At 51.8% G+C, this 11,510-nt stretch carries 10 protein-coding genes; 7 read left to right on the plus strand and 3 right to left on the minus strand.

Annotation, left to right across the window (positions count from 1 at the left end; genetic code table 11):
• The first annotated feature begins 120 nt into the window (after positions 1 to 120).
• The 5 genes from N6G83_RS35760 to fetB all read left to right on the plus strand — a co-directional run bounded on the left by N6G83_RS35760 (position 121) and on the right by fetB (position 5,110).
• Positions 121 to 1,320 carry an NAD(P)/FAD-dependent oxidoreductase gene (locus tag N6G83_RS35760; protein ID WP_211135243.1) on the plus strand — a complete coding sequence of 400 codons (1,200 nt, stop codon included), beginning with the start codon at positions 121 to 123 and terminating at the stop codon, positions 1,318 to 1,320.
• A gap of 191 nt (positions 1,321 to 1,511) precedes the next feature.
• A complete protein-coding gene (locus N6G83_RS35765) occupies positions 1,512 to 2,252 on the plus strand; it encodes a hypothetical protein (protein ID WP_074030242.1) in 741 nt (246 codons plus the stop codon).
• 620 nt (positions 2,253 to 2,872) lie between these two features.
• Entirely contained in the window at positions 2,873 to 3,175 is a 303-nt protein-coding gene (locus tag N6G83_RS35770) for a hypothetical protein (RefSeq protein WP_021181767.1), read from the plus strand.
• Positions 3,176 to 3,672: 497 nt separating this feature from the next.
• Positions 3,673 to 4,350: an iron efflux ABC transporter ATP-binding subunit FetA gene (gene fetA, locus N6G83_RS35775; RefSeq protein ID WP_024527627.1), complete on the plus strand. Its 678-nt coding sequence runs from the start codon at positions 3,673 to 3,675 to the stop codon at positions 4,348 to 4,350.
• Positions 4,337 to 5,110, plus strand: coding sequence for an iron efflux ABC transporter permease subunit FetB (gene fetB / locus N6G83_RS35780; protein WP_024527626.1), 774 nt, complete (start codon positions 4,337 to 4,339; stop codon positions 5,108 to 5,110). Before fetA ends, fetB begins: the two co-directional genes overlap by 14 nt.
• Positions 5,111 to 5,175: 65 nt before the next feature.
• Here fetB and N6G83_RS35785 read toward each other — a convergent pair whose 3' ends face one another.
• Both N6G83_RS35785 and N6G83_RS35790 read right to left on the minus strand, forming a co-directional pair.
• Positions 5,176 to 6,012 (minus strand): TIM barrel protein, encoded by an 837-nt coding sequence (locus tag N6G83_RS35785; RefSeq protein WP_211135241.1) that lies wholly within the window; start codon positions 6,010 to 6,012, stop codon positions 5,176 to 5,178.
• A 34-nt stretch (positions 6,013 to 6,046) separates the two neighbouring features.
• Positions 6,047 to 7,483 (minus strand): sugar porter family MFS transporter, encoded by a 1,437-nt coding sequence (locus N6G83_RS35790; protein ID WP_074030245.1) that lies wholly within the window; start codon positions 7,481 to 7,483, stop codon positions 6,047 to 6,049.
• A 561-nt stretch (positions 7,484 to 8,044) separates the two neighbouring features.
• On the opposite strand from N6G83_RS35790, the gene N6G83_RS35795 reads away from it, so the two are divergent.
• Complete coding sequence (locus N6G83_RS35795) at positions 8,045 to 9,550, plus strand: CoA-acylating methylmalonate-semialdehyde dehydrogenase (RefSeq protein ID WP_024527623.1); 1,506 nt, start codon at positions 8,045 to 8,047, stop codon at positions 9,548 to 9,550.
• Between the two features lie 110 nt (positions 9,551 to 9,660).
• A complete protein-coding gene (gene iolB, locus N6G83_RS35800) occupies positions 9,661 to 10,470 on the plus strand; it encodes a 5-deoxy-glucuronate isomerase (protein ID WP_199062642.1) in 810 nt (269 codons plus the stop codon).
• Between the two features lie 50 nt (positions 10,471 to 10,520).
• Here iolB and N6G83_RS35805 read toward each other — a convergent pair whose 3' ends face one another.
• Positions 10,521 to 11,357 carry a MurR/RpiR family transcriptional regulator gene (locus tag N6G83_RS35805; protein ID WP_021181760.1) on the minus strand — a complete coding sequence of 279 codons (837 nt, stop codon included), beginning with the start codon at positions 11,355 to 11,357 and terminating at the stop codon, positions 10,521 to 10,523.
• Between the last annotated feature and the right edge of the window lie 153 nt (positions 11,358 to 11,510).

Consider the following 11,510-nt stretch of genomic DNA (forward strand, 5'->3'; position numbering starts at 1 on the left):
GTTCCCCACCGATGTCTTTACAATCCCTCACCGCGGATTTAGCGGCATACAGGCAGTGAAATGGCGTAAAATACGCTCTTGTTGCCGTGATTGTTGTGGTTATTGCAAAGAGAGGTCTGGGTGGAACAGTTTGATGTTGTCGTTATTGGTGCGGGTGCCGCAGGGATGTTTTGTGCTGCGCAGGCAGGGCAACTGGGTTGCCGGGTGCTATTACTCGACAATGGCAAAAAACCGGGCCGCAAGATCCTGATGTCTGGCGGCGGGCGCTGTAACTTCACCAACATGTCCGTTGAACCGGCGGCCTACCTCTCGAATAATCCCCATTTCTGCAAATCTGCATTGGCACGCTATACCCAATGGGATTTTATCGATCTGATTAACCGCTACGGCATCGCCTATCACGAAAAAACCTTGGGGCAGCTGTTTTGTGATGACTCTGCGCAACAGGTCGTCGATCTGTTGGTGCAAGAGTGCGAACTGGGTCAGGTGGTAACGCGCCTGCGCAGCGAGGTTCTGAGCGTTGAAAAAACCGACCAGGGCTTCGAATTGACGCTTAATGGAGAGTGTGTGAGTGCTCGCTCACTTGTGGTGGCGAGCGGCGGGCTTTCCATGCCGGGCTTAGGCGCCACTCCCTTTGGCTATAAGCTGGCGGAACAGTTTGGTCTGAAAGTGTTACCGACCCGGGCCGGTTTGGTGCCCTTTACGCTGCATAAGCCGCTGTTGGAGCAATCCCAGGCGCTGTCTGGCGTTTCGGTTCCCGCAGTGGTCACGGCGGAAGATGGCACCAGCTTTCGTGAAAGCATCCTGTTTACGCATCGGGGGCTTTCTGGTCCGGCTATCTTGCAGATCTCCAGCTACTGGCAGCCTGGTGAGTTTGTGAGCATTAACTTACTCCCTACGCTAGACCTGGTGGGCTTTCTTAACGAACAGCGCCAGGCACATCCTAACCAGAGCCTGAAAAATACCCTGGCTTTGCACTTGCCGAAGCGCCTGGTGGAATTGCTGCAAGAGTTGGGACAACTGCCGGAAGCGACGCTAAAGCAGCTCAATCCAACGCAGCAGGCGGCGTTGGTTGATAGTTTGCAAAACTGGCGTGTACAACCCAATGGCACCGAGGGTTACCGTACGGCGGAAGTGACCCTGGGCGGTGTGGACACCAAAGAGCTTTCTTCCAAAACCATGGAGGCGAGTAAGGTGCCTGGCCTGTACTTTATCGGTGAGGTGGTGGACGTCACGGGCTGGCTGGGGGGTTATAACTTCCAATGGGCTTGGAGTTCTGCTTGGGCCTGTGCACAGGCTTTGGCTTCCCTGAAATCTTAAGGAAATGACAGATATTCCTGAAGCGGCTCGCTATGAAGAGGCACTGCATGCTGCGCTCGTTCAGATAATCAATCGTCTATTTTAAGAACTTTAGAGATAGGAACAGCGGTAGTAATTCAGAATAATGGGCTCGGCTCGTGCGTTGAGACAAGCGCACTCTTATTCAAATAATAACAAGGAAAGTTCTGCTGATGAAAATCAAATGCGGTTTAGCATTACTGGCTTCTCTGGTGCTGGTTTCCGGCTGTAGCCAAAAGATTTCCTCTTCACGTGCGGTGGCTGAATCCGCCTCAGCTCCGGCTCCTGTAGCTCAGGAAAATAAACTGGGAACGGCATGGGGTGAGGATGTTTACTCTAAAGTGACCACCGTTGACGCGAAGCGTATGCATTCCTCTCCAGACAGTGTCGCCAAAGTGTTTTACAGCGCGGCAGCGTCCAGTAATGGGCAGTACACCAATGAGATCGTGTTGTCTTCCGTCAGAATGCGGGTGCAGACCGAAAATAATCGGGATTTCGCGCTCAATCGCTATAAAAATGGCGAGTTTTCATTCTCTGCCAATGATGGCGAGCGCTACCAACTGTTCTTCTATAACACCAGCCCAAACAAAACCTATGAGGTGGTAACCGCTGTTGACGGCCTGGACGTGATTTCTGGCCGCAGTGGCTCACTGCGCAATTCCGGCTATCTGGTTTCACCAAAAGGAACTCTGGTGATTGAGGGCTTCCGTAAAAGTGACTCGTCCGTTGCCGCATTCCGTTTTGCAAAACCGGATGACTCCTACGCTGCGAGTTCACTGGCGGGCGAAAAAGAGAATACCGGCGTGATTGGCGTGGCGGTTTATGAAATGGCAATGCCGGGCCTGCCTGATTGCCAACCGCAGGCGTTTCCTGGGGATGCTAAATACGCCCCCGCTCCCTGCAAGAAACCGTAATTGCGTGAACATGGCCTCAAAATCTGAGGCCATGTTCAGGCTTCGGGCCTGTTTCCAGCTTCCTCAGACACCCTAGACACCCCGGCATCTCCTGACCCCGGCAACTGCTATCGTCTCATCGCAGGGTGAACGTTTACCTTTCGGCCAGCAAGACCTTGCTCTTGGCCATTTTCGAGATAATAAATGGTGTGTGAGAATAATCTGGTTGGTAATAACTTTACGTTTACAACTATCGTGTTTTTTCAGAATATCCTTCTGCTTTTTGCGATCGCGTTTTTCTATTGTTTTTAACGGATAACTTACAGCAAAATTTGGTTTTTTTTACCCAATTTAGGTTAGAGATAGATAGAGACCACAGTAGGAATTTTATCTTTTTTTAAGTAAAAAAGGTGGTTTCATAGAAATTGTGCGAATTATCCTAGTCATTGGTGGGATATAAAAATTTGGCGATCTTTACGCAATGTGACCTATATCAATAAACCATGGCTGGAAAAACCTATCTTGTATAGGGCCAGCTTGGTTAGGGGCGCTTGTGGTTTGTTGTGAGTCGTTAATACATGTTAACGTGCTGATTATTAATCATATCTAGGCAAGGCAATCAGTCTTAGAGGAAAGTGGTTATGCCATGGAGTCATGAAATTCAACAGGCAATTACCTTGTTACAGGCATGCCAACATCGCCATTCGGACAGCCTGCCCTGTCCGGCCAGGGGGGATGAACCTGGCGCAGTAGGTACTTGCGCAGAAAAAATCATGCCGTCGATTATCCTGCTTAATGCGTTTGCGGATGTACTGCCGCAGCATCAGGAATTACATCGTCTTGGTATGGTGCTGGAGGCCCAAGGCCTGATCAAGAAATTGACTCAAGGGGAGAGCTACAGTCAAAGTGCACTGGCGTATTTACGTGCGCAAATCGAACCCTGACAGTTCCATCAGTACCCCTCTATTTTAGCGAGGGGTTGCTTTTTGGTGCGTACGGTACCGGCTCATTATTAACGAGCTATTTATTTCACCGTATTTTGAACTTATGCAGTCATTGACGTGTTGGATAAGGGGGGCGGGCCAATATAGGGTGGAACTTCCGGGTGTTTTATCGATATAATTCTATTTTCGCCGGAAGTTTTATTAATTGCTTCTACACATATACCTATTGTCGTGCTGTTGGGGCGGGGTAAACTAATACTACATTATTAATAATGTGCCAACAGTGACCTCGACTCCTTTCGGCTCTGCAACATTTTGTTCAGCTTGGTTCTACACTGCATCAACCGTTCTTAACATGTGTTGAGCTGGCCAGTTCACAGACCGATTAACAGCTTGCCTGAATGTTTTTACTGGCAGAAAATACCCTCATGGATTTCAGCTGGCTGCCAGCAGTTAGCCGCTGAAAGAGGAGAGTCGCGTAACAGGCCGGAGTGAGCATGAAGGGCAGTAATGAGTTACTGGTATTGGAAGGCATCCATTATCAAATTGACGAGCAGGTTATTCTGGATGCCGTTTCTTTCACTCTGAAGCCAGGCGAATTTAAGTTGATCACTGGGCCTTCGGGATGTGGCAAGAGTACTTTGTTGAAGATCGTTTCCTCATTGCTTAGCCCAACTCGTGGCAACATCACCTTCAACGGTAAAAATATTGATGACGTTGCTCCAGAAGAGTACCGCAAACAGGTTTCTTACTGCTTCCAAACGCCAGCTCTGTTTGGTGACACCGTCTACGATAACCTCGCATTACCCTATCAAATTCGCAAACTGAAACCCGATGAGAAGAAAATGTGTCAGGATCTGGCACAGTTGGCCTTGCCTGATAGCATGTTGAAAAAAGGAATCAACGAGCTCTCCGGCGGTGAGAAACAACGTATTTCTCTGATCCGGAATCTGCAATTTATGCCAAAGGTACTGCTGCTTGATGAGGTCACCAGTGCTCTGGATGAAGACAACAAACGTAACGTCAACGAGTTGATCCACCACCTGGTGGCCGAGCAAGGCCTGGGGGTACTATGGGTTACACACGATAAGGATGAAATCGCGCATGCGGACGAGGTGATCACCCTGCCGGTGAACCGCGTCAATAGCCAGGAGAAAGCTCATGAACCAGCATAATATCACCAACGAGTCATTAGGCCTGTCAATGCTCCTGGTGATTATCGCCATTCTGATCAGTCACAAAGAGAAACTGGCGCTGGAAAAAGACATTATCTGGAGCATTTGCCGTGCGGTGGTACAGTTGGTTATCGTCGGCTACGTATTGAAATATATCTTTGATTTGGATAATGGAATATTAACGGTGTTGATGGTGCTGTTTATCTGCTTCAATGCAGCATATAACGCGAAAAAGCGCAGTAAATATATCGATAACGCGTTTACTATTTCGTTTATTGCCATTACTGCAGGAGCGACGTTGACGCTGGTAGTGCTGGTACTGAGCGGTTCGATTGCCTTCACGCCAATGCAGGTGATCCCCATTTCCGGCATGATTGCTGGCAATGCGATGGTGGCGGTGGGTCTGTGCTACAACAACCTTGGGCAACGTTTTAAAGACCAACAGCAGAAGATCCAGGAGATGCTCAGTCTGGGAGCTTCCCCCAAATTCGCTTCTGCGGCTCTGATCCGTGACAGTATTCGTGCATCGCTGATCCCGACGATAGACTCCGCTAAAACCGTTGGGCTGGTAAGCCTGCCAGGAATGATGTCCGGTTTGATCTTCGCCGGTATCGATCCGGTAAAAGCCATCAAGTATCAGATCATGGTGACATTTATGCTGCTTTCTACCGCCAGCCTGTCAACCATCATCGCCTGCTATCTGGCTTACCGGAAGTTTTACAACCAGCGTGAGCAACTGGTGGTTCGCACGCTCAAATAGGCACTTTTCGCCCTACGCAGTATGTGTAAAGCGAAACTCCCTGTGCCTACTGGCAGCTTGTGCACTTATCCTTGCAGTAATGCAATACTGTGGCGGATCTCGCGTTCGATATCGCCCTCTGTCCAGGTTGCTAGCTGTGAAGAGAACGGCTCGAAGGCATAGATCCCCCGGTAGCCCAAACGTTCCAGGTTCTGTACCTGGGCTACGCTTGCCAACCGATCTTTATTGCTCAGCATAATACGCTCTTCATCGCTCAATGCGGCTTTGATGAGCGGATCCTCAACGCCAGAGAGATGTACCAAACCAATCTGCTCAACTCGAATCTGAGCATCAAACTCTGGCTGTGCAACGTCGCTAAGATAGTGGTGGAAGGTATCCAGCACTATCTTATAAGGTGCGCCAGAATCACGAATGATTGCCTGTGCCAGCAAGGAAGAGCGTAGTGAACTTATGCCAAAACCCAATGGTTCTACGTAGCCCTCAACGCCGTACTGTTTGAACAATGGAGCGAGCAGCCGCAGTGCAGCGAGCGTATCTTCCCTCTTTTGTGATTCACTACGTTGGTCGCTCGCGTTGCAATGTGGGCACATCACCACCGCCTTGCTATGGATGGCTTTCGCTTGAGCCAGTAGTGTTTCGGCGTTTTTCAGCAACGCGGCTCGATCCTCTAGCAGATTGAACATGCCCAGCGCATTGATGGTGACGATCTCAATGCCTAACTCTTCGGCCAGCGCGTTTAACTGCTCGTTGCTCAGGTTGTCGGTCACTTTGCCACCCGACATATCGTTGCGCAGTTCGACCTTGCTTAGCCCACATCTTTTCACCAGGCGGAAGAAGTTCTCCAGCGTAAGGTTGGGGGCAATCTTACGGTTTATACAAAAACGTGCTAACGCAATGGCCATGATGCATCACTCCTGGATTTGTTGGCGGCAGATTTTAGGCTTTACCATCTTCTACCGTGATGATTTCAGATAGCGGTTGGCGATAGCGCTTTGCCATCACGACGTCTTCCATTCTTTCCAGTGAAACGCCCTTGGTTTCTGGAATAAAGCGGGCAATAAACCAATAACTGAACAGGCAGCAGGCGGCAAAAACCCACATTGGGAACGCCCCGTGGAAGGTGGAGAACAGATAAGGTTGGTCATTGATCATCGGGAAGCTCTGGGCCACGACGAAGTTGGCCAGCCACATACAGCCAACGGCAATACTCATCCCCTGTGAACGCATGCGGTTGGGGAAGATTTCGGAGACCAGCACCCAGGCACCTACGCCCCATGACATGGCGTAGAACACCATAAAGAACAGCATGCCGAACAGCGCGAAGTAGCCGGTTGCCTGGGTATACAAGGCATAAGAGGTGATTAGCAGGCCAACGATGGTGCCGAGGGTACCCCAGCGCATCAGTGGGATACGGCCTATGCGATCCATCAGCATGGCGCCGATCACCGAGCCGACCAGCTGTAATACGCCGATCCAGATGGTCTGGAACAGGGCTTCTTGCGCGTTTTCGGTCACGGTTTTCAGCACTACCGGGGCGTAATACATCATGACGTTAACCCCCGTCACCTGTTGCAGCATGGCGATCATACAGCCGACAAACAGGATGAAGCGTACGCGTACGTCGCCATAATTCAGCTTTTGTTTACGGTGCTGCTCGTCCTGGCGAAGCGACTCCTTTATTTCGTTTAAAACGCTTTTAGCATGCGCGGCATTTGAGACGCGGGTCAGCATGGCTAATGCCTGATCGTCGCGGCCCACCATTACGCTCCAGCGTGGCGATTCGGGGATGATAAAGACCAGTGCGGTGAATAGCAGGCAAGGGATAACCTCTGAGCCAATCATCCAGCGCCAACCCATCTCAATCAGCCAGGCTTCGCTGGCATAGCTGGCAATCTTGAAGTTAACGTAAAAAATCACGATCTGACCGAACACGATGGCGAACTGTTGCATGCTCAGCGCCCGGCCCCGCATATCCTTCGGTGAGACTTCTGACATGTACATAGGGGATACCGTTGCGGCCAGTCCGACGGCCAGACCCCCAATGATGCGATAGATAACAAACCAGGTGAAGGTGGTGGCCAAAGCAGCACCGACTGCAGAGACGGTAAACAGGAGGGCGGCGACCACCAGGGCCTTTTTACGTCCATAGCGCCCGGCCAGTGGCCCTGCACCGAAGGCACCGACCACGCAGCCGATCACCACGTTGGACACGGCCCAGCCGGTTTCTGCCGGGCTGAGGTCAAAGTAGGCTTTAAGTGCTTCTATCGCGCCAGAAATCACGGCGGTGTCATAACCAAACAGAATGCCGCCGAGTGCAGCAATCCCGCAGATACGCAGAATATACCCAGTATTGTGTTTACGCTGATGTGACATATGTTGCTCCGATTTTTATCCTGGCTTCTGCCTACTTAACTGACTTGTAGGGGGTAGGGAGGCAGAAGGGTGAACCGTGCCTGTCATCAAGGCGGTGTTTTTCAGGGTGTCCTTTGGCAAACAAGAACATTTATTTCATATTTAGTGAATAATGAAATATTGATTTTTAGATCCAGTTCAAAAAATTGAGCATAAATAGGGCAAATGTTCTTCCCGATTTGCATGGCGGATTGGAAAATTGACTCGCCAGGGTGAGAAAGCGTATCTGTATAAAAACTAGGAATTACTGAGTAAAGCTACGCAGCTTGCGGATCGAGGATCGAGTCATTCGCCACCACCCACTCTGCCTATGGTCACGGCAAATTTGCGATCGGCGGCACTAAAAACAAATTTTCTAAAAACTTTTATTTGAAACTTTTTTTTCAATGGAATAGAGTTTGATTCATCTGGTCAGGATTTAATCTGCCTGTGGGCCGTACTCTTGCAGGTGGCACGATGAACGTCACGGTATGCGGCAATGCTGCAAGCCGTGGCGATAGCGGACTTAAAAGAGGGTGAAACATGAAAACCGTGGGTAACTTTATTGGTGGGCAGGTTTGCCTGAGCAGCAGTAACCAAACCGTCGACGTGCACAATCCGGCCAGCGGTCAGGTTGAACGCCGTGTGACGCAGAGCACCGCCGCCGAGGTGAAACAGGCTATTGATGTCGCCCATCAGGCATTTACCGACTGGGCGCGTACTACACCGCTACGCCGGGCGCGTATCATGTTTAATTTCAAAGCACTGCTAGAGCAGCATCGCGAAGAGTTGGCGCAACTGATTGTCAGTGAGCATGGCAAAGTCTATTCCGATGCGCTGGGTGAATTGACCCGTGGCATGGAAGTGGTGGAGTTTGCCTGTGGCATTCCACACTTGATCAAAGGCGAATTCTCACCGGATGTAGGCACCGGCGTGGACAGTTTTTCGCTGATGCAGCCGCTGGGCGTAGTGGCCGGGATCACACCGTTTAACTTCCCGGCCATGGTGCCGATGTGGATGTTCCCTATCGCGCTGGCCTGCGGCAATACCTTCGTTCTGAAGCCTCCGGCGTTGGTGCCGTCTGCCTCCGTGCGTCTGGCAGAACTACTGAAAGAGGCGGGCCTGCCAGATGGGGTATTCAACGTCGTGCATTGCGGCAATGAAGAAGCCTCGCAGCTGTGCACCGATCCACGCATTCAGGCGGTGAGCTTCGTTGGCTCCTCCACCGTTGCAGAACATATTTACACCACCGCCAGCGCGCACGGTAAACGTGTACAGGCCTTTGGGGCCGCCAAAAATCAGGCTATCGTTATGCCGGATGCGGATCTGGATGCCACGGTCAATGCGCTGATGGGAGGGGCATTTGGCTCGGCCGGTGAACGTTGCATGGCGTTGCCGGTGGCCGTTGTGGTTGGTGATAGCACCGCAGATAAACTGATTGCCAAACTCAAACCGCTGATCGCCCAACTGCGGGTTGGCCCCGGCATGCAGCAAGGCGGCGAGGAAAATGAAATGGGGCCGTTGGTCTCATCCGCCCATCAGAAAAAAGTGCTGGGATACATTGATATTGGCGTTAAAGAGGGCGCAACGCTGGTGGTCGATGGCCGCGATTATCAGGTGACGGGTTATCCGGAGGGTTACTACGTGGGTGGCACCCTGTTCGATAACGTACAGCCGGATATGCGTATCTACCGCGAGGAGATCTTCGGGCCGGTATTGGGCATTGTGCGTGTGGCCGATTACCAAACGGCCATCGATACGGTGAACAGCCACGAGTTTGGTAACGGCAGCGCCATTTTTACCAATAATGGTCACTATGCTCGCCAGTTTGTGCATGAGGTGCAGGCAGGGATGGTGGGGGTTAACGTGCCGGTACCGGTGCCGATGGCTTTCCACAGCTTTGGCGGCTGGAAACGTTCGGTATTCGGTGCACTTAACGTACATGGCACGGACGGCGTGCGATTCTATACCCGCATGAAGACGGCCACCGCACGTTGGCCAACCGGCCAGCAAACGGTATCCGAATACAGTATGCCAACGCTGGGCTAAACCGCAGCCAGGCATGCCGAGGCCGTTATTCCACCGGGATAACGGCCGCTGTCGCTGGTATCAATGCATTGCAGCCACACTCACAAGCACGGGATTTAAGGAGCATTGTCATGTCATCATTACTTGCGAAATGTCAGCAACCGGATGCGCAGGGGCGTATTCAGTCCGTCACCCCGGAAAATGCCGGTTGGCGTTTTGTCGGGTTTGAGGTCTATCGGTTAGCGGCCGGGCAGTCGTTGCGGTTGGAGAGTGGCGACAAGGAGCTTTGCCTGGTGCTGGTGGCAGGTATTGCCTCTGTGGCAACGCAACGAGCGGAGTATCCACATATTGGTAAGCGGATGAGCCCGTTTGAGCGCACGCCACCTTATTCCGTTTATGTTCCGCACCACGACCATGTTGAAGTTCGGGCAGAGACCGATCTTGAACTGGCGGTATGCAGCGCGCCGGGTAACGGGCACCTGCCTTCACGCTTGATCACCCCGGCAGACGTCGGTGTGGAGCGGCGGGGTAAAGGCCGTAACCAACGGCTGGTACACAATATTCTGCCGGATAGCCAACCGGCCGATAGCCTGCTGGTGGTTGAGGTCTATACCGACGAAGGCAATACCAGCTCCTACCCAAGCCATAAGCACGACCAGGAAAACGCGCCGGACGAAACCTACCTGGAAGAGACTTATTACCACCGTCTTAATCCTGAACAAGGGTTCTGCCTGCAACGCGTCTACACCGACGATCGTTCGCTGGATGAGTGTATGCCGGTCTATAACCGCGACGTGGTGAAAGTGCCGCGCGGTTACCACCCGGTGGCAACCCTGGCCGGATATGACAGTTATTATCTCAACGTGATGGCGGGGCCGGTACGCCTGTGGAAGTTCACCTGGGAAAAAGATCACGCCTGGATCAACAGCGAAAGCTATTGATACTGACAAGGTGGGGGCGCTCCGCAACACTGCGCCCCTTTAACCGAAAGTTACAGCTCTTTGGCGTTATTCAGTGCCAATGATACCGCCAGCGTTTGCGCCAGACACATGGAGGCCACCTGCGAGCGGAACCCATCTACCTGCGCTTCGCGCACCACAAAACAGACATCACTGAAGGCAGCCAGCGGGCTGACCTGGCTGTCGGTAATGGCGATTAGCTGTGCTCCCTGTTTGGCACCCAACTCCACCAGTTCTACCGCTTCTTTGGCATAAGGCGAATAGCTGATGGCGATCACCACGTCCTTGGGCTTCACCATGCTGAGCTGTTCGGTAAACATCCCGCCTAACCCGTCGATCAGGAAGGCGCGCCTTTCCAGGTGGCGCAGGGCATAGGTGAGATAAGAAGCCACGCTGAATGAGCGGCGCAGGCCAATCACGTAGATATTTTCCGCGTTATTGAGCAACTCTACCGCCCGATCCAACTGCTCGGCACTGGTTTGCATTGCCAACTGTTGCAGCGCCTGCGAGTTGACCATTGTAAACACGTTAAGGATTTCTGCCGGTTTTTCCGGGGCAACGCTGTCGTCGGTAGAGGTTTGGCGAAACAGGCGTGCGCGCTCGGTATAGTTCACCGTTTCTTCCATCAGATGCTGGCGGAAGACCTGCTTCATTTCGTTGAAGCCGCTGAAGCCAAAGGCGTTAGCGAAACGGATCAGGGTCGATGGTGGCACGCTGGCCTGGGCAGCGATGGAAGCAACGGTATCAAAGGCAATGCTGTTACTGTTATCCAGGATGTAGCGTGCCACCTGTTTTAAGCGCTTGCTCAGCGTTTCATAACGGCGGCGGATCTCGTCCTGTAACAGCGAAAGTTGAGTTGGGTTAGTCATCCATTCGGCTCGCAGTATTGGCTGAGGCGTATTGGTTTATACGCTGAAAATATTGTCCGGTTATTCTAACAGATGGAGTGGACATTTCATTTCTACAAAAAGCGATTTATTTCGTCGCCAGTTGCGTTACTTCACAGAAAATGGGCAAAAAAA

It is taken from the genome of Serratia sp. PL7 (assembly GCF_945957435.1).

Excerpts from the sequence above, each read along its gene's own strand:
- N6G83_RS35765 (WP_074030242.1), top strand. The coding sequence starts at position 1,512 with ATGAAAATCAAATGCGGTTTAGCATTACTGGCTTCTCTGGTGCTGGTT.
- N6G83_RS35770 (WP_021181767.1), top strand. The coding sequence starts at position 2,873 with ATGCCATGGAGTCATGAAATTCAACAGGCAATTACCTTGTTACAGGCA.
- fetA (WP_024527627.1), top strand. The coding sequence starts at position 3,673 with ATGAAGGGCAGTAATGAGTTACTGGTATTGGAAGGCATCCATTATCAA.
- fetB (WP_024527626.1), top strand. The coding sequence starts at position 4,337 with ATGAACCAGCATAATATCACCAACGAGTCATTAGGCCTGTCAATGCTC.
- N6G83_RS35785 (WP_211135241.1), bottom strand. The coding sequence starts at position 6,012 with ATGGCCATTGCGTTAGCACGTTTTTGTATAAACCGTAAGATTGCCCCC.
- N6G83_RS35790 (WP_074030245.1), bottom strand. The coding sequence starts at position 7,483 with ATGTCACATCAGCGTAAACACAATACTGGGTATATTCTGCGTATCTGC.
- N6G83_RS35795 (WP_024527623.1), top strand. The coding sequence starts at position 8,045 with ATGAAAACCGTGGGTAACTTTATTGGTGGGCAGGTTTGCCTGAGCAGC.
- iolB (WP_199062642.1), top strand. The coding sequence starts at position 9,661 with ATGTCATCATTACTTGCGAAATGTCAGCAACCGGATGCGCAGGGGCGT.
- N6G83_RS35805 (WP_021181760.1), bottom strand. The coding sequence starts at position 11,357 with ATGACTAACCCAACTCAACTTTCGCTGTTACAGGACGAGATCCGCCGC.